Annotated in this window: 23 protein-coding genes; 14 read left to right on the top strand and 9 right to left on the bottom strand. The window is 71.7% G+C overall.

The features are described from left to right. Positions 1–68: 68 nt before the first annotated feature. Positions 69–953 carry a YihY/virulence factor BrkB family protein gene (locus F6X53_RS08095; protein WP_150999278.1) on the bottom strand — a complete coding sequence of 295 codons (885 nt, stop codon included), beginning with the start codon at positions 951–953 and terminating at the stop codon, positions 69–71. 207 nt (positions 954–1,160) lie between these two features. Here F6X53_RS08095 and F6X53_RS08090 point away from each other — a divergent pair, with 207 nt between their 5' ends. Next, a complete protein-coding gene (locus tag F6X53_RS08090) occupies positions 1,161–2,048 on the top strand; it encodes a DMT family transporter (RefSeq protein ID WP_150999276.1) in 888 nt (295 codons plus the stop codon). A gap of 119 nt (positions 2,049–2,167) precedes the next feature. Further along, a complete protein-coding gene (locus F6X53_RS08085) occupies positions 2,168–3,850 on the top strand; it encodes an acyl-CoA dehydrogenase family protein (RefSeq protein ID WP_150999274.1) in 1,683 nt (560 codons plus the stop codon). A 102-nt stretch (positions 3,851–3,952) separates the two neighbouring features. Here the strand turns inward: F6X53_RS08085 and F6X53_RS08080 are convergent, their stop codons facing one another. Both F6X53_RS08080 and F6X53_RS08075 read right to left on the bottom strand, forming a co-directional pair. After that, entirely contained in the window at positions 3,953–4,138 is a 186-nt protein-coding gene (locus tag F6X53_RS08080; protein ID WP_150999272.1) for a hypothetical protein, read from the bottom strand. 103 nt (positions 4,139–4,241) lie between these two features. Next, entirely contained in the window at positions 4,242–5,513 is a 1,272-nt protein-coding gene (locus F6X53_RS08075) for a glycosyltransferase family 4 protein (RefSeq protein WP_150999270.1), read from the bottom strand. A 201-nt stretch (positions 5,514–5,714) separates the two neighbouring features. On the opposite strand from F6X53_RS08075, the gene F6X53_RS08070 reads away from it, so the two are divergent. The 4 genes from F6X53_RS08070 (at position 5,715) to F6X53_RS08055 (ending at position 10,188) form a co-directional block, all read left to right on the top strand. Further along, positions 5,715–7,007, top strand: coding sequence for a glycosyltransferase (locus F6X53_RS08070; RefSeq protein WP_150999269.1), 1,293 nt, complete (start codon positions 5,715–5,717; stop codon positions 7,005–7,007). A gap of 302 nt (positions 7,008–7,309) precedes the next feature. Further along, positions 7,310–7,663 (top strand): phasin, encoded by a 354-nt coding sequence (locus F6X53_RS08065; RefSeq protein ID WP_150999267.1) that lies wholly within the window; start codon positions 7,310–7,312, stop codon positions 7,661–7,663. A gap of 104 nt (positions 7,664–7,767) precedes the next feature. After that, positions 7,768–8,568 (top strand): phasin family protein, encoded by an 801-nt coding sequence (locus F6X53_RS08060; protein WP_150999265.1) that lies wholly within the window; start codon positions 7,768–7,770, stop codon positions 8,566–8,568. A gap of 159 nt (positions 8,569–8,727) precedes the next feature. After that, positions 8,728–10,188 (top strand): Do family serine endopeptidase, encoded by a 1,461-nt coding sequence (locus F6X53_RS08055; RefSeq protein ID WP_150999263.1) that lies wholly within the window; start codon positions 8,728–8,730, stop codon positions 10,186–10,188. A gap of 72 nt (positions 10,189–10,260) precedes the next feature. Here F6X53_RS08055 and F6X53_RS08050 read toward each other — a convergent pair whose 3' ends face one another. Both F6X53_RS08050 and F6X53_RS08045 read right to left on the bottom strand, forming a co-directional pair. Next, on the bottom strand, positions 10,261–11,142 hold the full coding sequence (locus tag F6X53_RS08050; protein WP_150999380.1) for an alpha/beta fold hydrolase: 882 nt from the start codon (positions 11,140–11,142) through the stop codon (positions 10,261–10,263). 220 nt (positions 11,143–11,362) lie between these two features. Beyond that, positions 11,363–12,292: a M48 family metalloprotease gene (locus tag F6X53_RS08045; RefSeq protein ID WP_150999261.1), complete on the bottom strand. Its 930-nt coding sequence runs from the start codon at positions 12,290–12,292 to the stop codon at positions 11,363–11,365. A 137-nt stretch (positions 12,293–12,429) separates the two neighbouring features. Here F6X53_RS08045 and F6X53_RS08040 point away from each other — a divergent pair, with 137 nt between their 5' ends. From F6X53_RS08040 to F6X53_RS08005, 8 genes are all read left to right on the top strand, one after another. Beyond that, positions 12,430–13,743 (top strand): replication-associated recombination protein A, encoded by a 1,314-nt coding sequence (locus F6X53_RS08040; protein WP_150999259.1) that lies wholly within the window; start codon positions 12,430–12,432, stop codon positions 13,741–13,743. Positions 13,744–13,751: 8 nt separating this feature from the next. Further along, complete coding sequence (locus F6X53_RS08035; protein ID WP_150999257.1) at positions 13,752–14,081, top strand: GlpM family protein; 330 nt, start codon at positions 13,752–13,754, stop codon at positions 14,079–14,081. Between the two features lie 108 nt (positions 14,082–14,189). Continuing rightward, entirely contained in the window at positions 14,190–15,437 is a 1,248-nt protein-coding gene (locus F6X53_RS08030) for an Hsp70 family protein (protein WP_150999255.1), read from the top strand. 72 nt (positions 15,438–15,509) lie between these two features. Continuing rightward, complete coding sequence (locus tag F6X53_RS08025) at positions 15,510–16,943, top strand: RluA family pseudouridine synthase (RefSeq protein WP_150999253.1); 1,434 nt, start codon at positions 15,510–15,512, stop codon at positions 16,941–16,943. A 146-nt stretch (positions 16,944–17,089) separates the two neighbouring features. Then, complete coding sequence (locus F6X53_RS08020) at positions 17,090–17,524, top strand: hypothetical protein (RefSeq protein ID WP_244965538.1); 435 nt, start codon at positions 17,090–17,092, stop codon at positions 17,522–17,524. 22 nt (positions 17,525–17,546) lie between these two features. Beyond that, on the top strand, positions 17,547–18,245 hold the full coding sequence (locus F6X53_RS08015; protein WP_150999251.1) for an HAD-IA family hydrolase: 699 nt from the start codon (positions 17,547–17,549) through the stop codon (positions 18,243–18,245). 77 nt (positions 18,246–18,322) lie between these two features. Beyond that, entirely contained in the window at positions 18,323–19,117 is a 795-nt protein-coding gene (locus F6X53_RS08010; RefSeq protein ID WP_150999378.1) for an ATP12 family chaperone protein, read from the top strand. 165 nt (positions 19,118–19,282) lie between these two features. Next, positions 19,283–20,815: an acyl-CoA carboxylase subunit beta gene (locus F6X53_RS08005; protein ID WP_150999249.1), complete on the top strand. Its 1,533-nt coding sequence runs from the start codon at positions 19,283–19,285 to the stop codon at positions 20,813–20,815. Between the two features lie 65 nt (positions 20,816–20,880). Here F6X53_RS08005 and F6X53_RS33100 read toward each other — a convergent pair whose 3' ends face one another. The 4 genes from F6X53_RS33100 to F6X53_RS07985 form a co-directional block, all read right to left on the bottom strand. Continuing rightward, positions 20,881–21,447, bottom strand: a complete 567-nt coding sequence (locus F6X53_RS33100; protein ID WP_238296982.1) for a hypothetical protein — start codon at positions 21,445–21,447, stop codon at positions 20,881–20,883. Next, complete coding sequence (locus tag F6X53_RS07995) at positions 21,414–21,854, bottom strand: ABC transporter ATPase (protein ID WP_150999246.1); 441 nt, start codon at positions 21,852–21,854, stop codon at positions 21,414–21,416. Before F6X53_RS07995 ends, F6X53_RS33100 begins: the two co-directional genes overlap by 34 nt. 104 nt (positions 21,855–21,958) lie before the next feature. Next, positions 21,959–22,885 (bottom strand): metallophosphoesterase, encoded by a 927-nt coding sequence (locus F6X53_RS07990; protein WP_150999243.1) that lies wholly within the window; start codon positions 22,883–22,885, stop codon positions 21,959–21,961. 126 nt (positions 22,886–23,011) lie between these two features. Next, a complete protein-coding gene (locus F6X53_RS07985) occupies positions 23,012–23,227 on the bottom strand; it encodes a hypothetical protein (RefSeq protein WP_150999241.1) in 216 nt (71 codons plus the stop codon). Positions 23,228–23,293: the final 66 nt, after the last annotated feature.

Raw genomic sequence — 23,293 nt, 5'->3', positions numbered from 1 at the left:
GTCGCCGAAACGGCGTTCGGTTCCGAGAATTTCGTGCCGAGCGTACGCTCGGGCGAAGGCGGCCATTCTCAGAGCAGGCGGGCGCGCTCGTGCTTGGCATGCATCTGGGCCTGCAGCCGCCGGCGGCGGGCGGCGATGACCGTGCCGTTGATCTCGCCGCCGAACAGGAACATCGCGGCGAGCCAGTAGAGGAAGACCAGGAACACCATCGCGGTGGCGAGGCCCCCATAGGTGGAGGCGTAGGCGGTCGAGAAGCGGTCGAGATAGTAGCCGAAGCCGAGACCGGCCAGGAACCAGAGCATCAGCGTCACGGCGACGCCCGGAAGCACCGACCAGACGCTGCGGCGGCCGGCCGCCACGAATTTGTGGGCGATGATCAGCACGCTGGCGATCAGGAAGGCCGTGATGCCGATCCGCCCGATCGCGACGGTGAGGCTCAGGGGCTCCAGCCCCGGCGCCACGTTGAGGAGGTTGCGCCAGATCAGGGGCCCGAGCACCACGAGGAGCGCGAAGGCCAGCATCGCGCAGGCGCCGCAGACCACGTAGCCGATCGATTCGAGGCGGGTCAGCCACCAGGGCCGCACCTCGCGCAGGCCGTAGGCCCGGTTGAGGCCGACCCGCAGGCTCTCGACCCCCGACGACGAGAAGTAGAGGGCCAGCACCGCGCCGATCGTCAGGACGCCGCCGCGCTGCTCGGTGAGCACCCGGTGCATCTCGTTGACGATGGGCTTGGCGACCTCGCGCGGCCAGGCGTCGAAGATCAGCACCCCCGCCTCGTCGGCGAGCGACTTGGTGCCGAACACGCCCGCGAGCGCCGCCAAGAGGATCAGGAACGGGAACAGGGAGGTCAGCATCGAGAGCGCGATGTGGCTCGCGATCGCCCAGCCGTCATGGGACACGAAGCGCTGCGCGGCGATCCCGGCGACTTCGAGGCTGGTGCGGAAGCGTCTCACGAAAGGGCTACTCGGGCGTCGCGGCGGCGGCTGCCGGGATACGAGGGCGCGGGCGCCCGTTCGTCAACGCGTCAGGCCGGTCGCCGCACCGTTCGGGGCCTCGGTGAAGGATCCGCGCAACGCTGCGATGAAACGAAGCGGCCCGCGGGCCCCGCCGCGCAGATCCCGGTTGCCAAGCTCCCGGCGGCATGATGCCTGCGCGGGGCCATGTCCACCGCCCCGCGCCCGCCCGCCGTCGCCCGCATCGTCCCGAGCCTGTTCGTGGTGATCTGGGCCACCGGGTTCATCGCCGCCCGCCTGGTCGCCCCCTATACCGAGCCGCTGAGCTTCGTGGCGGCCCGCGTCACCGCGGTCGCCCTGGTCCTGGCCGGCATCGCCTGGATCGCCGGGGCGCGCTGGCCCCGGGACCTGGCCGGCTGGCGCAACGCCGTCGTGGCGGGCGTGCTGATGCAGGGGCTCTACGTGATCGGGGTGTTCTGGTCGGTCAATCGCGGCCTGCCGGCCGGGATCGCGGCCCTCGTCGGCAGCCTGCAGCCGCTTCTCACCGCCATGCTGGCGCGCCCGCTCCTCGGCGAATTCGTGAGCCGGCGCCGCTGGCTCGGCATCGGGGTCGGCTTCGTCGGCGCGGGCCTCGTCCTGGCCCCGAAGATCGGGGCGGCCGGCACCTCCGGAATTCCGCCGCTCGCGCTCGCCGCCGCCTTCGGGGCCATGGCGGCGATGACGCTCGGCACCCTGTGGCAGAAGCGCACGAGCGCGGGCGCCGATCTCATCACCAACGCCACGGTCCAGTTCCTCGGCGCGGCGGCGCTCACGATCCCGCTCGCGCTCCTCGCGGAGAACGGGCGCTTCGAGCCGGCCCTGCCGCTTGCCATCGGGATGGCGTGGTCGGTCTTCGTCAACTCGGTGGCGGGAATCCTGCTCCTGCTCTGGCTAATCCGCCGCGGCGCGGTGGCGGGGGTGGCCTCGCTCCTGTTCCTGGTCCCTCCCGTCTCGGCCGCCATGGCCTACATCCTGTTCGGCGAGGCGCTGACCCCGATCCAGCTCGCCGGGATGACCGTGGCGGCCGCCGGAGTCGCTATCGCGAACCGGGGCTGACCAAAAAGTATAATGAATTCGAAGAAGATGATCGGCCCAGAAATGCGAGAAACCTCTACTGTGCGGGCGATCCTGCCTATAATGAGCCTCAGCACGTAACGATTTTGAGAGTTTGACACATGTCCGCTTCCCCCGCCGTCTCGCAGGAGCCGCAGGATCTCGTCGCGCTGACGCGCGACGCGGCGGCCTCCGCCAAGAAGCTCGTCGCCGAGGCCACGCGCCGCGTCCGCACCCGGGTGATGGGCCCCGACGGCAAGGTCGATCCGGCCAAGCTCGAGGCCGAGCAGCACGCCGCCCACGGCCTCGCCTGGATCGCCACCTATGGCGAGGCGGTGCGCGAGCTCGCGAGCTACGCCGCGACGCTGCAGGAGGCCGGCAAGCTCGGCGAGACCGAGACGCTCCTCGTGAAGATCGGCGCGGGCGAGTATCTCGACCAGATGTTTTCCGGCATCCCGATGAGCCAGGGCGAGATGGTGCGCCCCACCGGGTCCCTCGGCCTCTCGGCCCGCGAGGCGGCGCAGTTCCGCTCCGACGCGGTCGAGGCCCTGATCGCCTACGGCAACACCGCCGAGAACCGCGCCGCCCTGGTGGCCCGCATCCGCGACAATGGCGGCTCGGCCACCATCGGGGATTCCGGCCTCGACGAGGACATGGAGGCGATCCGCTCCGAGATGCGCCGCTTCGGCAAGGCCGAGGTGGTGTCCCAGGCGCATGAGTGGCACCTGAAGAACGACTACATCCCGATGGAGATCGTGCAGAAGATGGCCGAGCTCGGCGTCTTCGGCCTGACGATCCCGGAGGAATACGGCGGCATGGGCCTGCCGAAGATCTCCATGTGCGTGGTCTCGGAGGAATTGTCCCGCGCCTATATCGGCGTCGGATCGCTCGGCACCCGCTCCGAGATCGCCGCCGAGCTGATCCTGTGCGGCGGCACCGAGGAGCAGAAGAGCCGCTTCCTGCCCAGGATCGCCTCGGGCGACATCCTGCCCACCGCCGTCTTCACCGAGCCGAATACCGGCTCCGACCTCGCCTCCCTGCGCACCAAGGCGGTCCGGGAGGGCGACACCTGGAAGATCTCGGGCAACAAGACCTGGATCACGCACCCCGTGCGCGCCGACATCATGACGGTGCTCGTGCGCACCAAGCCGGAGGAGAAGGGCCACAAGGGCCTCTCGATGCTGATCGCCGAGAAGCCGCGCGGCACAGATGCGGACCCGTTCCCGGTCGCCGGCCTCTCGGGCGGCGAGATCGAGGTGCTCGGCTATCGCGGCATGAAGGAGTACGAGCTCGCCTTCGAGGGCTTCGAGGTGCCGGCCGCCAACCTCCTCGGCGAGGTCGAGGGCAAGGGCTTCGCCCAGCTGATGCAGACCTTCGAATCGGCCCGCATCCAGACCGCCGCCCGGGCCATCGGCGTCGCCCAGTCGGCCCTCGATGTCGGCCTGCGCTACGCCGAGGAGCGGGTGCAGTTCGGCAAGGCGCTCGTCAACTTCCCGCGCGTCGCCGACAAGCTCGCCATGATGGCGGTGGAGATCAACATCGCCCGCCAGCTCACCTACTTCTCGGCCCGCGAGAAGGACGAGGGCAAGCGCTGCGACCTCGAGGCCGGCATGGCCAAGCTGCTCGGCGCCCGCGTCGCCTGGGCGGCCGCCGACAACGCCCTGCAGATCCATGGCGGCAACGGCTTCGCGCTCGAATACGCCGTGAGCCGCCTGCTCTGCGACGCCCGCATCCTGTCGATCTTCGAGGGCGCGGCCGAGATCCAGGCCCAGGTCATCGCCCGCCGCCTGCTCGAAGCCGCCTGAGGCCGCGGCGCCGGCTTTTAGGAGCCGGCGCCCGGAACCGCGAGGGCCGGGATGCCCGTCGGGGCATCCCGGCCTGTCTCGTCCGGACCGGGCGCCCGCGGGCTATTTGGTGATCTTGACCGAGACCGGGTCGCTCGACGGGAAGGTCTCCTCCAGGGCCTCGTCGAGCCGCTCCTTCAGCTTGCTCTGCGAGTTCTCGGGGTTCTGCCCGTCGCCCGGCGCGGCGCTGTCCTGCTGAAAGCCGGGCTTGGTCGCGTTCTTCGGATTCGTCTTGGCGTCGTCGGCCATCTGGCCCTCCTGCTGTGACGGGGGCACTCTGTCGCGGTGCCGATCCCCCTCAACGCGAGCGGGCTGCCGGTGTTTCCGTCGCGCGGGGCGGTGGCCAGGAGGATCAGGCGGGGGCGACGGCGCGGGGGCGGCTGGCCGCGCCGGTCCGGCTGCGCCCGAGGGCGGCCTCGCGCATCACCGTCTCGTAGACGCCGGTGAGCCGGTCGAGATGGGCGTCGCGGCTCAAGGGGGCGGCCCAGTAGCGGGCATGGGCGGCGCGTCCCATGCGGTCGGCGGTGGCGTCGTCCTGCAGCCGGCGCAGATGCGCCGCGAGCGCGTCCGGATCGCCCGAGCGGAACCAGAAGCCGGTCTCGCCGTCCTCCACGGCCTCGCGGCCCGCGCAGGCATCGCTGACGATCACGGGCGTGCCGCAGGCCAGGGCCTCGTAGACGGTGAGCGGCTGGCCCTCGTACCAGACGCTCGGGAACACGAGGGCGCGGGCCTGGCGCATCAGCGCCTGCACCCCGGCGGGATCGCGCCAGCCCAGCATCAGGGCCTCGGGATAGCGCGCGCGCAGATCCGCGGCCCGCTCACCGTCGCCGACGAAGACCGGGCGGATGTTGGCGCGCCGCGCGGCCTCGGCGAAGATCGGGGCGCCCTTCTCGGTGGAGATGCGGCCGACGAACAGGAAATCCCCCGGCGCGCCCGCGCGCGGCGGCGCCTCGTCGACGGCGATCGGGTTGTCGACCCTGTGGAACTGCGTGCCGGCCGGAAGAAGCGGGGCGACCACGCGCTCCTGCAGGTCGCTGATCGTGATCACGTGCCGGAACAGGTCGGGCAGGCGGGCGACGTGGTCGAGGGCGGCGTGGCGCACCACCCGCGCGAGCTTGCGCGGATAGGATTGCGCGTCGCAATGCGTGGTCAGGCAGGCGGCCGACATCGGGGTGCGGTGGCAGATGCGCGCGGCCGGATACTCGTAGAACCCGCCATTGGGGCAGACGAGAAAGAACTCGTGCATGGTGTAGAGGCAGGCGAGGCGCGAGCCCCGCAGGGCCCGGCCGATCGCGGGCGAGAGGGCCTTGGCGAAGGCGTGGACATGGACGATCGCCTCCATTGGGTCGAGGCGCGCGAGTTCCCTTGCCAGCGCCTCGGCGGCGGCCCGGTTCCAGATCGCCTGCACCGCGAAGGCGAGCTTGCTGCGCGCCGTGGTGACGTCGTCCTGGTTCAGGCAGACGACCCGGATCCCCGCCGCCGCGAGGCGCGGATCGGCCGGGCCAACCGCGGCGAAGACCGTGACCCGATGCCCGCGCCCGGCGAGCCCGAGGGCAGAATCGAGGGCGACCTTGGCCTGGCCGCCATTGATGAAGGCGTGATCGGTGACGATGAAGACATGCATTTCGAAACGTCCTGCCCTCACCGCCCAATCCTCGCGCGCTCAAAACCTCACGCGTCCGCCCGGCGTCGTCGCGGATGTTTACCGGACGGCAGTTGATTGCCCGTAAACCTCCGGATGCTGCCCCTCGCCCTGCGGATGTCGTGGAGGCCTGGACCTGGCGAGCGGGCTGACCGGGGCCGACAGGCCGCGCGCGGGGGCGCCATGCACATCGTCATCCTGGCGGAGTTCGCGGTGCCGAGCGGCGGCGCCGAGAAGGTCGCGCTGGAATCCGCCCGCGGCCTCGCCGAGGCCGGCCACGCGGTCACCTACATCCAGGCGGTGACCGGCGAGGCCGACCCGCTCCTGGAGCATCCGCGCCTCACCCGGATCGATCTCGGCCTCGCCGATGCCTGGAGCCGCCCGGCCGTGGCGGCGGCGCTCTCCGGGATCTGGAGCAGCGAGGCGGCGCACCGCCTCGCCGGCGCCCTCGCGGCCCTGCCGCACCGGCCCGACTGCATCCACCTGCACCAATGGACCCGCAGCCTGTCGCCGAGCATCTTCCCGGTCCTGTTCGGGACCGGCGTGCCGGTGCTGCTGACGCTGCACGATTACTTCCTGGCCTGCCCGAACGGCGTCGCCTACCGGTTCGATACGGGCGAGCCCTGCGGCCTGCGGCCGATGTCGGCGGCCTGCCTCGTCGCGCCCTGCGATTCGCGCAGCCGCCTTCACAAGATGGTGCGCGTCGCCCGAACTGCGGCCCTGCGCCAGGCGATCGGGCAATCCGCGCTGCACGTCGTCCATGTCTGCGACGCCAGCCGGGCCCGGATGGGGGGCATGCTCGGGCGCTACGCCCTCACGCATCACCGCGTCGACAACCCGGTCCGGGTCGCCGAGCGCGGGCCCGCCGCCCCGGGGGAGGGCGATGCCATCGTGTATGTCGGGCGCCTCACCCGCGAGAAGGGCGCCGACCTCGTCGCGGAGGCGGCGCGGGCGGCCGGGCTGCCCGCTCTGTTCATCGGCACCGGGCCGCTCAGCGACGCGCTGCGCCAGCGCCCTGGCATCGAGCTCCTGGGCTGGCAGAGCCCCGAGGCGGTCCAGTCCATCCTGCGGCGGCGCGCGCGGGCACTCGCCGCGCCTTCGCGCTGGTACGAGACCGGCCCGCTCACCGTCTACGAGGCGCTCGCGGCCGGCATCCCGGTCGTCGCCTCGGACCGGTCCGGGGCCGCCGAGAAGGTCCGCGACGGGGAGACCGGCTTCGTGGTTCCCCCGCGCGCGGCCGAACTCACTGAGGCCTTCGGGGCCCTCGCGGATTCCGCGCGCGCCGCCGCGATGGGCCGCGCCGCCCACGCGGCCTACTGGGCGGAGCCGATGACGTTGCAGGCCCATGCGCGCGATCTCTCACGCTTGTACGAGCAAATCGTGCACAATCGTTCGTGTGCAATGCAACATTCCGGCGTACCGGACCGTACCGATTCGCGGATCGAAGTCTCTGATCCGCTTCCGGCTAAGCTTTAGGAACGCAGGCATCGGTCCGTACGGTGCTGGACTGGCGGCCTCAGACTGGGATCAATCGAAGTTTGGGCAGAGGTTGGACCCATTCTCAGGAAAACTATCGTGAAATTGACGTCTGCGGGTGGAATGCCTTAGGCTGGTTCGGCCTGATGTGATGCCAGTTCAGCTGCGTTTCGGGCCCGTTGGAGCTTTGTTCCGGGCCGCGTCATTTCGCCTTGACTTCCATGTTGCATTGCAACATAAGTCCACCCGTTGCCCGCGGCCGGACGTGCCGCGCCCGACGTAAGACGTTTCGAGGAGACGACATGACCACCCAGACCTTCGAGATCCCGACCGAGATGCGCGACTTTGCCGAGAAGAGCGTCGACCAGGCCCGCAACGCCGTCGGCACGCTGATGAGCAACGCCCTCAAGGCCGCCGAGCAGGCGCAGACCACCGGGCAGACGTTCCAATCGAACCTGCAGGCCGCGGTCGTGAAGGGCTTCGACCACGCCCAGACCAACGCCAACGCCACCTTCGACTTCGCCCAGAAGCTCGTGCGCACCAAGGACCTCCGCGAGGCCTTCGAGCTGCAGAGCGAGTTCCTGCGCAGCCAGCTCGCCGCGATCCAGGCCCAGGCCAAGGAGCTCGGCAGCATCGCGCAGAACGCGACGCGCTGAACCCGGCGCGGCCCGCCCACGCGGCGGGCCTGACCCAAGGGCCTCCCGCCGGGACGAAGACCGGCGCGGGCGGCCCGATTGAGGCGTGTGAGGAGATCGTATCGATGGTGAAGGGTCGGACATCGCGGACCAGCCGGAGCGGACAGCGCGGCGCGCCGAAGGGCCCACAGAGCGTCCTGGCGGCCCCCGAGGCGCAAACGGACGCGCCGATCGCCGACGCCGCCCCCGAGACCGGCGCGCCGTCGCTGCCGATCGTCCCCGCGCACCCGCAGGATTCGCTGCACGAGCAGCTTCTCGAGAGCGTGTCCCCGGACGCGCTCGAGACCCATCCCCAACCGCCGGAGCCTGAATCCGAGCCGGCGCCCGAGGCCGTCTCCGAGGCCGCCGCCGAGCCCGAGCCGGCCGCCCTCGACGCCGCATCCGAGGCCCCGGTCTCCGAGCCGGAGCCCGTCGTCGAGCCCGAACCTGCCGCGATCTCCGCAGCGGAGCCGGTCGAGGCCGCAGGCCAGGAGCCTGAGTCGGTGCCCGAATCCGCGCCCGAGCCGGAACCCGAGCCCGCCCTCCCGGCTTCCGCCGAGGCTCCCGTCTCGGCCCCCGTCTCGGCTCCCTTGGCGGCCGCATCCGAGACCGTTCGCGCCGCAACCTCCGGCTTCCAGCGGCTGAGCGTCGGCCTGAAGGCGCAGCCCCTCGACATCGGCGGCATCAACGCGACGCTGTTCGCTTTCCTGCGCAACGAGAGCGCGGCGGCGCTTGCCCATATCCAGGCTCTCTCGACCGCCAAGTCGCCGGCCGACCTGTTTCGCCTGCAGGTCGGCGAGATGCAGCGCGCGGCCGATGCCTCCCTGACTTGCTGGAACGATCTCGCCCGCAAGGCGAGCCACGTCGTCGAGATCCGGCGCCACTGAGCCGGCGCCACCGCGCCGGCATCTCTTCGGCCCTTGGACTCTCGCGCGCCGCATTTTGCGGCGCTAGATAGCGCCGGACAGTCCGGCGCTTGGGCCCCGGCCGCCCCGCGCGGCCGGACGAGCCGAGCCCGGGCGAGATTGATTGTCCGGGAGCCCTGAATGCCACGATCGCCCTTCCCGCTCGCCCTGAGCGCCGCGGCCGCGTTTCTCCTCGCCGCCGCCCCCGCGCCGGCCCAGATGATGAAATCGCCCGATGCCGCGCCCTCCCGGGCGGTGCCGCAGGGCCGGAGCGAGGTGCAGCTCTCCTTCGCGCCCGTGGTGAAGCGGGCCGCGCCCTCCGTGGTCAACGTCTACGCCTCACATGTGGAGAAGCGCTCGGGCGCCCGGGCCAGCGCCATGGAGGAGTTCATGCGCCGCTTCTTCGGGGAGGACGGGCGCGGGCGCGGCAGCCCCGGCAGCATGCCGGGCGAGCGGGCCCAGAAATCCCTGGGATCCGGCGTCATCGTCGACGAGAGCGGCCTCGTCATCACCAACAACCACGTCATCGACAACATGAACGAGGTTCGGGTGGCCCTCGCCGACCGGCGCGAGTTCGAGGCCAGCATCGTCCTGCGCGATCCGCGCACCGACCTCGCGGTGATCAAGATCAAGAGCCCGGCGGGCATCGTGCCGATGCCCTTCGGCGATTCCGACCATCTCGAGGTCGGCGACTTCGTGATGGCGATCGGCAACCCCTTCGGGGTCGGGCAGACGGTGACGCAGGGCATCGTCTCGGCGCTGGCGCGCACGCAGGTCGGCTCGTCGGATTACCAGTTCTTCATCCAGACCGATGCGGCCATCAACCCAGGCAATTCCGGTGGCGCGCTGGTCGACCTCCAGGGCCAGCTCGTCGGCATCAACACGGCGATCTACTCGCAATCGGGCGGCAGCCACGGCATCGGCTTCGCGGTCCCGGCCAGCATGGTGAAGGCCGTGGTGGAGACGGCCAAGAACGGCGCCACCACGGTGCGCCGCCCCTGGCTCGGCGCCCGCGTGCAGAGCGTCACTCCCGACATCGCCGAGAGCATGGGTCTCGACCGGCCGACCGGGGTGCTGGTGGCGAGCCTGCAATCCAAGAGCCCGGCCGAGGAGGCGGGCCTGAAGCGCGGCGACCTGATTCTCAGCGTCGACGGGCAGAGCGTCGACGATCCGGAGGCCTTCGGCTACCGCTTCGCCCTCAAGGGCATCTCCGGACAGACCAAGTTCGGGATCCTGCGCGGCACCGGCCGCTCCACCGTGGCGATCAAGCTCGGCCCCGCGCCGGAGACGCGCCCGCGCGACGTCCTCAAGGTGCGCACCCGCTCGCCCTTCCTGGGCGCCACCCTGATCAACACCTCCCCGGCGGTCGCCGAGGAGATGCAGGTCGATTTCCCCACGGAGGGCGTCGCCGTGCAGGCGGTCGATGACGGCTCGATCGCCAACCGCGCCGGCCTGCAGAAGGGCGACCTCATCGTGGCCATCAACGGCGTGCCGATCAGCACCACCAAGGACCTCGATCGGGTCACCCGCAACACGCTGAACTCGTGGGAGGTCTCGATCAACCGCGGCGGCGAGGTGCTGACCTCGGTGTTCGGGGGCTAGACGCGCTTCGGGGGCTAGGCGCGCCTCGGGGGCTCGACGCGGCGGCCGGGGCCATCCGGCCTTCGCCGCCCGTCACTCCCGCGGCGGCCCGGCGCGGGCCCGGCGCGCCAAAAAATCGGTCGCGAGGGCCGCGATCGCGTCGGCCTTCACGTCGAGCGCGAAATGGCCGGCATCGAGCAGGTGGACCTCCGCATCGGGCACGTCGCGGCGGTAGGCCTCGGCTTCGGCGCTCTGGAAGGACGGATCGTAGCGTCCCCACAGAACGAGAAGCGGCGGCTTGTGGCGGCGCAGCCAGTCCTGCCAGGCCGGGTAGCGCGCCACATTGGTCCGGTAATCGTAGAAGAGCTCGGTCTGGATGTCGTCCTGGCCCGGCCGGCTGAGGAAGGCGAACTCGTCCGTCCAGAGGTCGGGGTCGTAGGCGCTGGTGTCGGGGTCGCTGCCGAGGTGGCGCTGCCGAGTCGCCGCGAGCGACAGGAAGTTCTCCCGCAAGGCCGCCTCGTGGGCCTTCCGGTCGGCCCAGAAGGCGCGCCGCTTGTCCCAGAGGGGCCCGAGCCCGTCCTCGTGCGCGACGGCATTCTGGATGATGAGGGCCTGCACGCGCTCCGGGTGCGCCTCCGCCAGCCGGAAGCCCACCGGCCCTCCGTAATCCTGCAGATAAAGAGCGTAGCGGCGCAGCCCGAGCGCGGCGGTGAAGCCGTCGATCACCGCGGCGAGATGGTCGAACGTGTAGGCGAACGATCTCGGATCGGGCGCATCACTGTGGCCGAACCCGATGAAGTCCGGCGCGATCAGGTGGTGCGTGCCCGCCATTGCCCGCAGCAGCGGCTCGTACATGCGGGAGGACGAGGGGAATCCGTGCAGGAGGAGGAGCGTCGGCGCGTCGCGCGGGCCGGCCTCCCGGTAGAACACGGTTCGGCCATCGACCTCGATCGTCCGATACGAGACCCGGGACATCGGAACCTCCTCGCGCACCGGCCTGATCGCCGCGCTCTCGCTGCCCGGGCGCGTCTGCGCGCGGGATTCCGCCGGAGCGAGAGCCACCGCCAGGGCGCCGATCGACGCGACGATCGCGTGCCTGCCCGTCATGCCGGTCTCCTCGGATGTAAGCGGGACGGGCGCGTGCGGCCCGGCCCCGGGAGAGGGCGCCCATGGCTCGAACGCGGTCCGGAGGCGCTCACCCCCAGGGCCCCGGGCGGGCGCCGGGCGCCGGGCCGGAGGGTGCCCCCGTCCAGCGCGCCTCGGCGAACCCGCCGGAGCGGGCGCCGCCCATCTCGGCCGCGAGCTGCTGCAGGGCCGCGATCCGGCTGCGGGTGGGCGGGTGGGTGGAGAACAGCGAATCGATGCCGCGGCCCGAGAGCGGGTTGATGATGAAGAGCGGCGCGGTGGCCGGGTGGCTCTCCGCCGCCGGGCTCTCCACCTGCCGGACGCCCGCCTCGATCCGTGCCAGCGCCCCGGCCAGCGCCAGGGGGGCGCCGCAGATCAGGCCGCCCTCTCGGTCCGCCGCGTATTCGCGCGAGCGGCTGATCGCGAATTGCACGATCATCGCCGCGACGGGGGCGAGCAGAGCCGTCGCCACGGCGATCAGCGGGTTGGGGCGCGCATCGCCACGCCCGCCGAACAGGAAGCCGAACTGCGCCAGCGTCGCGATCGCTCCCGCGAGCGTCGCCGAGACCGTCATGGTCAGCGTGTCGCGGTTCTTGATGTGGGCGAGTTCGTGCGCCATCACGCCCGCGATCTCGGCAGGGCCGAGATGGGCCAGGAGGCCGGTCGTTGCCGCCACGGCGGCGTTCTGCGGGTTCCGGCCCGTCGCGAAGGCATTCGGCTGCGGGCTGTCGATCAGGTAGACCCGCGGCATCGGCAGGCCGGCGCGCTGCGCGAGATCCCCCACCATCGCGACGAGCTCGGGGGCGCTGTGCAGATCCACCGCGCGGGCCTCGTGCGCGGCGAGCGCGAGGCTGTCCGAACGCCAATAGGCGAAGAGGTTCGTCAGCATCGCGATTCCGAGGGCGACGGCCATCCCGCGCGGGCCGCCCAGCACGAGCCCCACGGCCCCGAACAGCCCGGTCAGCCCCGCGAGCAGCACGGCGGTCTTCAGGATGTTCATCGGCAGGTTCCGGACGAGCACGGCGCGAAACCCAAGATGGCAGCGTGCCGGAGCGCCGGGAAGTGGGCGCGGCCCGGAACGCCCGATCGTGCTAGAGCGGACTTGCGGAGTGGGCGGGGCGCGGTGTTGATGGCGGGATGTCAGACCTCTTCGCCTCCGCCCGGCTCGATGCCGAGGCGCCGCGCCCGCTCGCCGACCGGCTCCGCCCGCAGATCCTGGCGGAGGTCGTCGGCCAGGAGCACCTGACCGGCCCGGACGGGGCGCTGACCCGGCTCCTGCGCTCGAAATCCCTCGGCTCGCTGGTGTTCTGGGGGCCGCCCGGCACCGGCAAGACGACGGTGGCGCGGCTTCTCGCCAACGAGACCGCCCTGCATTTCGAGCAGATCTCGGCGATCTTCTCCGGCATCCCCGACCTCCGGAAGGTGTTCGATGCGGCCCGCAGGCGCCGGGCCACGGGGCAGGGGACGCTGCTCTTCGTCGACGAGATCCACCGCTTCAACCGGGCCCAGCTCGACGCCTTCCTGCCCGTGATGGAGGACGGCACCGTCACCCTCGTGGGCGCCACCACCGAGAACCCGTCCTTCGAGCTGAACGCCGCCCTGCTGTCCCGCGCCCGGGTTCTGCTGTTCCGGGCGCTCGACGACGCCGCCATCGCCAAGCTCTTGGTGCGGGCGGAAGGGCTGACCGAGAAGCCGCTGCCCCTCGACGAGGAGGCGCGCGGGGTGCTGGTGCGCATGGCGGACGGGGACGGTCGCGCCACGCTGACGCTGGCCGAGGAGGTCTGGCGCTCGGCCGGGCCGGACGAGACCATCGGGGCCGAGACCCTGCAGGCCATCATCCAGCGCCGCGCGCCGATCTACGACAAGGCGCAGGAGGGCCATTACAACCTCATCAGCGCCCTGCATAAGACCGTGCGGGGCTCCGACCCCGACGCGGCGCTCTACTATCTCTGCCGGATGCTCGATGGCGGCGAGGACCGGCTCTTCATCGCGCGCCGGCTCGTCCGGATGGCGGTGGAGGATATCGGGCTCGCCGACCCGCAGGCCCTGGTGATCGCCAATGCCGCCAAGGATGCCTTCGATTTCCTCGGCAGCCCCGAGGGCGAGCTGGCCCTCGCGCAGGCCACGATCTATCTCGCCTGCGCGCCGAAATCGAACGCGGCCTACAACGCCTACAAGGCCGCGACCCGGATCGCCAAGGCGCATGGCTCGCTGGCGCCGCCCCGCACCATCCTGAACGCGCCGACGACGCTGATGAAGCGCATGGGCTACGGCGAGGGCTACCGCTACGACCACGACGAGCCGGACGCCTTCTCGGGCCAGGATTACTGGCCCGAGCGCCTCGGCCGGCAGCATTTCTACGCGCCGACCGAGCGCGGCATGGAGACCCGCTACCGCGACCGCCTCGCGCATTGGGACGAACTCCGGCGCGCGCGGCGCGGGGAGGATTGAGCCGGCCGATGGACGTTCTCTGGAAGGGCCTCGTCGGCGGCCTCGTCACCATCGCGATCGTGCTGGCCTCGCGCCGCGGCAACCTCCTGCCCGGCATCCTGCCGCTCGCCCCGACCTTCGCGATCATCGCGCTCCTGGCCGTCGGCGCCAAGGGCGAAGCCGCGGGCTTCCGCGAGACCTGCCTGGCCGGCATGCGCACGATTCCCGCCTACCTGGTCTTCCTCGGGGTGACGTGGTGGCTTGGCCACAATCTCGATTACCGCCTGGCCATCCTGGGGGGCCTGACGGCCTGGCTCGTCGTCGCGCTCGCGATCTTCCTCGGCCCGCGGCTTCTCTAGACCCGGGCCCCGCCGCCGGCTTTGCCGCTGGACCGCGGGGCGGGGAGCCTGTAGGGGGTCCGCCCCCCTCGACACCGTCGCAAGACGTCTTCCGGAGACACGCACCCGATGGCGGCCTGCGGCCTCGATTTCGGCACCTCGAACACGACCCTCGGGCGCATCCGGGCTGGGCGCCCCGAGCTCGTCGCCCTGGAGGGCGCGCATCTCACGATCCCGAGCGCGATCTTCTTCGCGCCGGGCCGGACGCCCGAGATCGGGCGCGCGGCGATGGCGGCCTATGTGGAGGGCGTGCCGGGGCGCCTGATGCGCAGCCTCAAATCCGTCCTCGGCTCGAGCCTCCTCGAAGAGACGACCCCGGTCGGGCGCGAGCGCATCCGCTTCCGGGAGGTCATCGCCCGCTACCTCGCGGCCGTGAAGGCGCGGGCGGAGGCGCAGGCCGGCGAGCGCTTCGAGGCGGTGGTGCACGGGCGACCGGTGCATTTCGTCGACGGCGACCCGGACGGGGACCGCAAGGCCGAGGCGGCGCTCGCCGAGATCGCCCGGAGCATCGGCTTCCGCCACGTCTCGTTCCAGTACGAGCCCATCGCGGCCGCCCTCGATTACGAGCAGCAGGTGCGCGCGGAGGAGATCGCCCTCATTGCCGATATCGGCGGCGGCACCTCGGATTTCTCGATCGTGCGGCTCTCGCCCGAACGCCACGCCCGCCCGGACCGCTCCGGCGACATCCTGGCCAATGACGGCGTGCGCATCGGCGGCACCGATTTCGACCGCATGCTCAGCCTGCGCACGGTGATGCCGCTTCTGGGCCTCGGCAGCCCGATGAAGCGGGCCGACCTCGCGGTGCCGAACGCCTATTTCCACGACCTCGCCACGTGGTCGAGCATCAACCGCCTCTACAATCCCAAGATCCTCCGGGAGATCGAGGAGACCCGCCGCGACGCCAGCCGGCCCGAGTTGATCGACCGGCTCTACACGGTGGTGGAGGCCGAGCGCGGCCACAGCCTCGCCATGGCGGTGGAGGGCGCCAAGATCACCGCGTCCGATTCGGGCGCGGCGCGGATCGACCTCGGCTGGATGGAGCCGGATCTCGCCGCCGAGATCGACCGTCCCCGCCTCGTCGCGCAGACCGACGACCTCGCCCGCCGCGTGGCCGAGCGGATCGGCCGCTGCCTTCGCCAGGCCGGGATCGGCGCCGGGGCGATCGACGCCCTGTTCCTCACGGGCGGCTCCACCGGCCTGCCGCATGTGCGCGCCGCCCTCACGGCCTGCGTGCCGGCGGCGCGGGTCGTCGAGGGCGACACCTTCGGGTCCGTCGGCACCGGCCTGACCCTGGAGGCGGCGCGGCGGGCCGCCTGAGGGCCGCGACGCCGGGGGGACATTCCGCCCACGCGAATTGTCGCCGCGCCGGGCGGGTGCTAGCAGCGAGCCATGACAGGCAAGCCTCCACATCGCGGCGGATCCAAAGGCGGATCCAAAGGCGGATCCAAGGGCGGGCAGACCGGCGGAAAGCCCCCCGGACGCGGCGCCCGGCCCGGCGGGGCGGGCAAGCCCCGCTTCGGTGCCGGCGCGCGCGCGGAGCGCGCCCGCACCGGCCCCCGCACCAGCGCCCTTGAAGCGGCGCAGCGCGCGGCGCGCCTGCGCGGCGATGACGGCCCCGAGCGCAGCCCCTGGGAGAACGGCGATGCGGTGGCGGAGGCGGCGCCCCGCGCCCGGCGCGAGCGTCCGGAGCGGCCATCCGCGCTGAAACCGGCGGCCCGGCGCGCGGAGGAGGGCGGCGCGACCCGGCGGGCCCCGTCGCGGGAGCCGGCGCCGACCGAGGGCCCGACCCGGCGCCAGCAGCGCGCCGCGGCCTCCGCCACCCTGGCGAGCGGCGTCCAGACCCTGACGGTCGAGGCCGACGAGGCCGGCATGCGGATCGACCGCTTCCTCACGGCGCGCTTCCCCCAGCTGCCCTTCACCCGCGTGCAGAGCATCGTGCGCAAGGGTGAGTTGCGCGTCGACGGAAAGCGCGCCAAGCCGAATGACCGGCTCGAGCCCGGCGCCAGCGTGCGGGTCCCCCCGCTCAAGCCCGACCAGCCGGCGGAGCGGCCCCGCAACACCGCCCGTGAGGCGGGCGACGCCGACTTCATCCGCTCGCTGATCCTCTACGAGGACGCGGACATGATGGTGCTGAACAAGCCCTTCGGCCTCGCCGTCCAGGGGGGCTCCGGCACCGTGCGCCACGTCGACGGCCTGCTCGACGCCCTGACGGGTCCGGACGGGCAGAAGCCGCGCCTCGTCCACCGCCTCGACAAGGACACGGCGGGCTGCCTCATCGTGGCCAAGACCCGGCTCGCCGCCGCGACGCTCGCCAAGAGCTTCCGGTCGCGCGCGGCGCGCAAGATCTACTGGGCGCTGACGGCCGGGGTGCCGCGGGTGCGCCAGGGCCGCGTCTCGACCTATCTCGCCAAGGACGAGCCGACCGACGCGGATGCGCGCATGCGGGTCGCCAAGCACGGGGAGGAGGGCGCCAGCCACGCGCTCACCTACTACGCCATGGTCGATCAGGTGGCGCAGAAGCTGTCCTGGCTCTCCTTCAAGCCGGTGACGGGGCGCACCCACCAGCTGCGCGCCCACGCGGCCCATATCGGCCACCCGATCGTCGGCGACCCGAAATACTTCTCGGTCGAGAACTGGGAATTGCCCGGGGGCATCCAGAACCGATTGCACCTGCTGGCGCGCCGCATCGTGATCCCGCATCCGCGCACGGGCCAGCCCATCGACGTGACGGCGCCGCTGCCGCCCCACATGGCGCAGAGCTGGAACCTGCTCGGCTTCGACGCGGCGCGCTACGACCCCATCGTCGATGCGCCGGAAGCCTGACGCCGCGACGTCTCATGCCGGAGGCTTGACCGCGATGCGCCTTGGCAAGCTCGGCGCACGCCTTATTCTCTCGCGCAGCCCGGCGCGCCGGGACACCGGCCTCACCGGGCCCTGCGATCGACCGAGATTCAGCGAGACTCGACCCCATGAAGCTTGCGACGCTGGCCTGCCTCACCGTCCTGAGCCTGGTCGGATCCGCGGCGGCCGCGCAGCCGACGCCGCAGCCGGCCGCCGCCACGGCCGCTCCTGCGCCCGCGCGTGCCGCGCCCCCGCCGGCCGCGGCGGCCCAGCCCGCCGCGCCGAGCGCCGCCCGGAGCGGAGCGGCTCCGCGGGCCGGCGAGCGCCGCCGCCGCAATTCCTACGCCTATTGCAACCGCAACTCGCAGCAGCGCGGCCTGCGCGGCGGGGCCCGGCGCCGCTTCCTCATCCGCTGCCGCCTCGGCTACGAGCGCAACCGGCCGCCGTCCTCGACCCAGACCGGAGCCCAGCCGGGCGCTGCCCCGCAGGGGACGGCGCCGCAGGGCGCCCCGCCGAATCCCGCCCAGCAGCCCAGCGCTGCGCAGCCGGCGCGCCGGCCGTGAGGCGGCCCCGCCGCGCGCGGCCGTGAAGCTCGTCGTCTTCGACGTCGACGGGACCCTCGTCGACAGCCAGCACCTCATCGTCGCCGCGCAGGGCACGGCCTTCGCCGAGCACGGCCTCGCGCCGCCGAGCCGGTCGGTCGCTCTATCGGTGGTCGGCCTGTCGCTGCCGCAGGCCTTCCGGCGGCTCGTCGGCGCCGAGGGCCCGATCGCGACGCTCGCGGAGAGCTACAAGCGGGCCTTCAACGCGCTCCGCTCGGACCCGACCTACGAGGAGCCCCTGTTCCCCGGAATGGCGGACCTCCTGGCCTGCCTGCACGAACGCGACGACGTCCGCCTCGGCATCGCGACGGGAAAATCCCGGCGCGGCGTCGACCACCTGATCGCCGCCAATGGCTGGGAGGGCTGGTTTTCCACGACCCAGACCGCCGACGACGCTCCCTCGAAGCCGGACCCGGCGATGCTGCTGCAGGCCATGGCGGAGACCAGGATCGGCCCGGACCGCACCGTGATGGTCGGCGATACCAGCTTCGACATGGCCATGGCGGTGAGCGCCGGTGCGGCCCCGATCGGCGTCGCCTGGGGCTACCATCCCAAAGGTGCGCTGTTCGGGGCCGGGGCCGTCACGGTGGTGGAGAATGCCGCCGCCCTCCGTGACCTGTTCTCCGGCCCCCTGGCGCGTCCGGAAGGCATGGCGCCGGACGCGGGCCCGGGGCAGGGCTGAGGCGCCGCCCTCGCAGGATCCGCTTGACGGCATGTGCCGCTCTCGCAGGATCGGCCTGGATGCATTATCTCGGCGCCATGAGCGACGACGTCACCCAGGATTGGCTCGGCGAGCCCACCGAATCCCCGAAGCCCGATCCCCTTCGGGCCGTGCGCAGCCAGGGCAAGCCGCCCCTGCCCAAGCGCTTCTACAAGGAGGCCGATTTCGCCGAGGGACCGGACGGCTTCCGCCTGACCCTCGACGGGCGCTCGGCCAACACGCCGGCCCGCAAGCCGCTGGCCGTGCCGAACCGGGGTCTCGCCGAGATCCTGGCGGCGGAGTGGGAGGCGCAGGGCGCCTCGATCGATCCGGGGCAGATGCCGGTGACCCGCCTCGTCAACACCGCGATCGACGGGGTCGCGCCCCGGCGCGAGGCCGTCATCGAGGATCTCGCGGCCTATGCGGGCACCGATCTCGTGGCCTACCGGGCCGGCTCGCCCGACCGCCTCGTCGCCGCGCAGGCGGAGGCCTGGGATCCGGTCCTCGACTGGGCGCACGAAACCTTCGGGGCACGCCTGATCCTCAGCGAGGGCGTGATGCACGTGACGCAACCCGATACCTCGGTCGCGGCCCTGCGGGGCGCCATCGCGGCGGCGGAGGGCCCGTTCCGGCTCGCCGCGCTGCACACCATGACGACGCTGACGGGCTCGCTCCTGATCGCGCTCGCAGTGCTGCACGGGCGCCTCACGCCGGAGGAGGCCTGGGCCGCCGCGCATGTGGACGAGCTCTATCAGGCGAGCGTCTGGGGTCGGGACGAGGAGGCCGAGGCGCGGCTCGCCCTGCGCAAGGCCGAGTTCGAGGCCGCCGCGCAGGTGGCGGCACTTGCTGCGTAGCGTTTGCCGCGGCGCTCTTGCCCGCAGGACTTCCCGCGTAGGGCTCGCCGCGCAACAGCGTTTTCGCCGATGAAAGTCTCGTGCTAAGGGGCCTGAACCCGTGAACCGCCAAGCCTGAGCGTTCGTGGGAATTCTGTATTCAATTCAGCCCGAGGCCGTGACTTCATGAAGGATATTCTCGAGAAGCTCGAGGAGCGGCGCGCGCAGGCCCGTCTCGGCGGCGGCGAGAACCGCGTCGTCGCCCAGCACAAGCGCGGCAAGCTGACGGCGCGCGAGCGCATCGAACTCCTGCTCGACCACGGGTCGTTCGAGGAATTCGACATGTTCGTGCAGCACCGCTCGAGCGATTTCGGGATGGAGAAGCAGAAGATCCCGGGCGACGGCGTCGTCACGGGCTGGGGCACCATCAACGGGCGCACCGTCTTCCTGTTCTCCAAGGACTTCACGGTGTTCGGCGGCTCGCTCTCCGAGGCGCATGCCCAGAAGATCGTCAAGGTGCAGGACATGGCGCTGAAGATGCGCGCCCCGATCATCGGCATCTTCGATGCCGGCGGCGCGCGCATCCAGGAGGGCGTGGCGGCACTCGGCGGCTACGGCGAGGTGTTCAAGCGCAACGTCGCGGCCTCCGGGGTGATCCCGCAGATCTCCGTCATCATGGGGCCGTGCGCGGGCGGGGACGTCTACTCGCCGGCCATGACCGACTTCATCTTCATGGTGCGCGACACGAGCTACATGTTCGTGACCGGCCCCGACGTGGTCAAGACCGTCACCAACGAGGTCGTCACCGCCGAGGAGCTCGGCGGCGCCAAGGTCCACACCTCCAAATCCTCGATCGCCGACGGCTCCTTCGAGAACGACGTCGAGGCGATCCTGCAGATCCGCCGCCTCCTCGACTTCCTGCCCGCCAACAACATCGACGGCGTGCCGGAGATCGAGAGCTTCGACGACGTCAACCGCCTCGACAAGGGCCTCGACACCCTGATCCCGGACAACCCGAACAAGCCCTACGACATGGGCGAGCTGATCCGGCGGGTCGCGGACGAGGGCGACTTCTTCGAGATCCAGGCGGCCTATGCCCGCAACATAATCACGGGCTTCGGCCGCATCGAGGGCCGCACCGTCGGGTTCGTGGCCAACCAGCCGCTGGTGCTCGCGGGCGTCCTCGATTCGGATGCGTCCCGCAAGGCGGCGCGCTTCGTGCGCTTCTGCGATGCCTTCTCGATCCCGATCGTCACCTTCGTGGACGTGCCGGGCTTCCTGCCCGGGACGGCGCAGGAATATGGCGGCCTGATCAAGCACGGCGCCAAGCTCCTGTTCGCCTACAGCCAGGCGACGGTGCCGCTCGTCACCATCATCACCCGCAAGGCCTTCGGCGGCGCCTACGACGTGATGGCCTCCAAGCATGTCGGCGCGGATCTCAACTATGCCTGGCCCACCGCCCAGATCGCCGTGATGGGCGCCAAGGGCGCGGTCGAGATCATCTTCCGGGCCGAGATCGGCGATGCGGAGAAGATCGCGGCGCGCACGAGCGAGTACGAGGACCGCTTCCTCTCGCCCTTCGTGGCGGCCGAGCGCGGCTATATCGACGAGGTGATCATGCCGCATTCCACCCGCAAGCGGATCGCGCGGGCGCTCGGCATGCTCCGCACCAAGGAGATGGAGCAGCCCTGGAAGAAGCACGACAACATCCCGCTCTGAGGGACGTCGTCGCCACACGGATGGGGCCGCGCGAATCGACCGGCGCGGCCCCCCCCCGCGCCGGTCTAGCGGGGCGCGAAGATCGTGATGTTCGAGTTGAGCTGGTAGGCGGGCGTCGGCGCCGTGTTGACGAAGCGCAGGCGCACCGGGCTCTCGCCCAGCGCCGCTCCGAAGCTCGGCGTGACGCGGATCGGGAAGCAGCGGTCCAGCGCCTCCAGGGCGGCGCGCTCGTAGGCCTGCCGGTTTGCCTCATTGCCTTCGAGGCGGCGGGCGGTCACCAGGGGCTTGCCGCGCAGCGCCCCCGTCTTGGAGAGGCCGAACCGGAACGCGATGGTCGAGCCCTCGGTGCCGTCCGGGATCTTCCAGCAGGCGGTGAGCGCCTTGCGCAGCTCCGCCCAGTTGTTGATCGACGCCTCGTCCTCCTGCTTCCCCGGCGCCTCGCGGTCAGGTCCCGCTTTCTCCGGCGGCGTTGCGTCCTGGGCCTGTCCGGGGATCGGCCAAGCCACCAGCGGAAAAGCCACCAGCGGAAAAGCCACCAGCGGAAAAGCCGCCAGAAGAAAAGCCGGCAGCAGCGTCGGCGCGGCGGGGCGGGCGGGCGTCAGCTGCGATCGCTGTGCTCTGATATCGCGCATAGGGTGAGGGGACCTTTCCCCGAATTCGTGACCGAGCAGGTGATGCGCGCGCCGCCCGCATCGACGTTGCTGTGGCGCAGGCGCGAGGCCGCGTCCCGGGCCGCGTGGGCAGCCGTCTCGATGGTCGCGGCGTCGATCCCCGTCACCGTCTGCCCAGCCCGGCCGAACAGGCGATAATAGGCGTCGGGCGGCGTCTCGCCCCGGAATTGCGCGCCGACCGACGAGGGCTCGCCGCAGGCGAGCGTCAGGGACGTGTCGGCCGAGACGCTGAAATTCGCGAAATCGGGGCTGCGATGGCCGACCTCCGCCTTCGTCTCGGCCGCGACGCGGTCGATGAGGTCGCCGCAGGAATCGGCGAGAACCGGCGTTGCCGTCGTCAGGAGGAGGATCGTCAGGAGCGTGCGCATGCCGGGAAGCTAGCGCGGGCCCGCGAAAGGGCGATGCGTCCCGCCCCGGGACCGAGCGCCGCGCCCAAACCCCGGCGGGCGCCCCCCATCGCCGGGCCGGCCCCTCAGCCCCGCGCGGCGACGCGCGCCGGCGGCGCCCCGAGTTCGAGGAGCACGATCTCGGGCGGCACGCCGAAGCGGATTGGCACCCGGCTGACGCCGAAGCCGCCGGACACGATCATGTGACGTCCGTCCTTGACGATGTGCCCGTAGGCGAAATCGTTGCCGCGCTTGGACGGAATCACCGGCGAGTAGCCGAAGATGCGGATCTGCCCGCCATGGGTATGGCCGGCGAGTGTCAGGGCGACCCGGTCCGGCACCCGCAGGAAGATGTCGGGCTCGTGCACCATCAGGAGGATGGGGGCCTCGTCCGTGACCTTGGCCAGCGTCCCGGGCAGGTCGTCGCGGCCGCGATGGTCGCCCCAGAGGACGAACGGCTCCTGGTCGCCGAGCCCCGCCACCCAGAACGGCAGCCCGTCCTTGGTCAGGCGCAGGGCGTCGTTCTCCATCACCGGGATGCCGACGGCCTCGAGCGCGCGCTGCGCCTCGCAGGGGCCGCTGCGGGTGCGCTGCGCGACGCGGTCGTCCCACCAATCGTGGTTTCCCAGGATCGCGTGGACGCCGAGCGGGGCCTTCAGGCGCCGCACCACCCCGGCGAAATCCGAGAGCGGCACCCGGCGCCGGACGACGCTCGGCCCGCCGGGATAATCCCCGAGCATCAGGATCAGGTCGGGATTCAGCCCATTGGTGGTGTCGACGATCTCGGCGATGCGGTCGAGGGGCATGTAGGGCTCCCCGACATGGAAATCGGCCAGGACCGCCACGCGCAGCGACAGGCCGGGCGTCCAGTTCGGCAGGGCAGGGGCGTAGCGCGTCACCACCAGGCGGTGCAGCGGCTCGATCTCGAAGGCGTAGACGCCCGTCGAGGCCGCGAGCGCACCCGCGCCGCCGAGCCCGGCCAGGACTTGCCGACGGCTCGGCAGAATCAGCATGCGGATGTTCCCCGTGGGCGCCGGATCTCTCGCGCCAGGGCCTGACCGCCGAGTATGACGGTTTGACGGCGCGGCGCTCGCGGGAGGCCTGCGCCGCTCCTCGCGCGCGCGAGACGGGCCTGCGCCTCAGAGGAGGGGGGCGTCCTCGTGCAGCATTTCCAGGATGCCGCGCCGCTCGCCGATCCGGGTCTCGCGCTTGACCGCGACGGGGGCCTTCATGCGGACCGCGGCGGCGAGCGCCGGCAGGGCGACGGGGCGGAAATGCTCGCGATCGTGACCCAGATCCGTCTGTCGGCGTCCGCTCTTGGTCGCCGCGGCCTGGGTCTCGCTGGAGGGGTACATGGGACGTGTCCTGTCTGATTGACCGATGAGGCCGGGGGCGGCCTTGAGGAAGTCTCGGGAAGACGG

This window comes from Methylobacterium soli (assembly GCF_008806385.1).
In the GTDB taxonomy this organism is placed as follows: Bacteria; Pseudomonadota; Alphaproteobacteria; order Rhizobiales; family Beijerinckiaceae; genus Methylobacterium; species Methylobacterium soli.
Note: the sequence above shows the minus strand (reverse complement) of the source record. Positions and strands in the feature narration are given on the sequence as shown.

Bases quoted from the DNA above. Each gene is read 5' to 3' on its own strand.
- F6X53_RS08090 (WP_150999276.1), top strand. From the start codon at position 1,161: ATGTCCACCGCCCCGCGCCCGCCCGCCGTCGCCCGCATCGTCCCGAGC.
- F6X53_RS08085 (WP_150999274.1), top strand. From the start codon at position 2,168: ATGTCCGCTTCCCCCGCCGTCTCGCAGGAGCCGCAGGATCTCGTCGCG.
- F6X53_RS08080 (WP_150999272.1), bottom strand. From the start codon at position 4,138: ATGGCCGACGACGCCAAGACGAATCCGAAGAACGCGACCAAGCCCGGC.
- F6X53_RS08075 (WP_150999270.1), bottom strand. From the start codon at position 5,513: ATGCATGTCTTCATCGTCACCGATCACGCCTTCATCAATGGCGGCCAG.
- F6X53_RS08070 (WP_150999269.1), top strand. From the start codon at position 5,715: ATGCACATCGTCATCCTGGCGGAGTTCGCGGTGCCGAGCGGCGGCGCC.
- F6X53_RS08065 (WP_150999267.1), top strand. From the start codon at position 7,310: ATGACCACCCAGACCTTCGAGATCCCGACCGAGATGCGCGACTTTGCC.
- F6X53_RS08060 (WP_150999265.1), top strand. From the start codon at position 7,768: ATGGTGAAGGGTCGGACATCGCGGACCAGCCGGAGCGGACAGCGCGGC.
- F6X53_RS08055 (WP_150999263.1), top strand. From the start codon at position 8,728: ATGCCACGATCGCCCTTCCCGCTCGCCCTGAGCGCCGCGGCCGCGTTT.
- F6X53_RS08050 (WP_150999380.1), bottom strand. From the start codon at position 11,142: ATGTCCCGGGTCTCGTATCGGACGATCGAGGTCGATGGCCGAACCGTG.
- F6X53_RS08045 (WP_150999261.1), bottom strand. From the start codon at position 12,292: ATGAACATCCTGAAGACCGCCGTGCTGCTCGCGGGGCTGACCGGGCTG.
- F6X53_RS08040 (WP_150999259.1), top strand. From the start codon at position 12,430: ATGTCAGACCTCTTCGCCTCCGCCCGGCTCGATGCCGAGGCGCCGCGC.
- F6X53_RS08035 (WP_150999257.1), top strand. From the start codon at position 13,752: ATGGACGTTCTCTGGAAGGGCCTCGTCGGCGGCCTCGTCACCATCGCG.
- F6X53_RS08030 (WP_150999255.1), top strand. From the start codon at position 14,190: ATGGCGGCCTGCGGCCTCGATTTCGGCACCTCGAACACGACCCTCGGG.
- F6X53_RS08025 (WP_150999253.1), top strand. From the start codon at position 15,510: ATGACAGGCAAGCCTCCACATCGCGGCGGATCCAAAGGCGGATCCAAA.
- F6X53_RS08020 (WP_244965538.1), top strand. From the start codon at position 17,090: ATGAAGCTTGCGACGCTGGCCTGCCTCACCGTCCTGAGCCTGGTCGGA.
- F6X53_RS08010 (WP_150999378.1), top strand. From the start codon at position 18,323: ATGAGCGACGACGTCACCCAGGATTGGCTCGGCGAGCCCACCGAATCC.
- F6X53_RS08005 (WP_150999249.1), top strand. From the start codon at position 19,283: ATGAAGGATATTCTCGAGAAGCTCGAGGAGCGGCGCGCGCAGGCCCGT.
- F6X53_RS33100 (WP_238296982.1), bottom strand. From the start codon at position 21,447: ATGCGCGATATCAGAGCACAGCGATCGCAGCTGACGCCCGCCCGCCCC.
- F6X53_RS07995 (WP_150999246.1), bottom strand. From the start codon at position 21,854: ATGCGCACGCTCCTGACGATCCTCCTCCTGACGACGGCAACGCCGGTT.
- F6X53_RS07990 (WP_150999243.1), bottom strand. From the start codon at position 22,885: ATGCTGATTCTGCCGAGCCGTCGGCAAGTCCTGGCCGGGCTCGGCGGC.
- F6X53_RS07985 (WP_150999241.1), bottom strand. From the start codon at position 23,227: ATGTACCCCTCCAGCGAGACCCAGGCCGCGGCGACCAAGAGCGGACGC.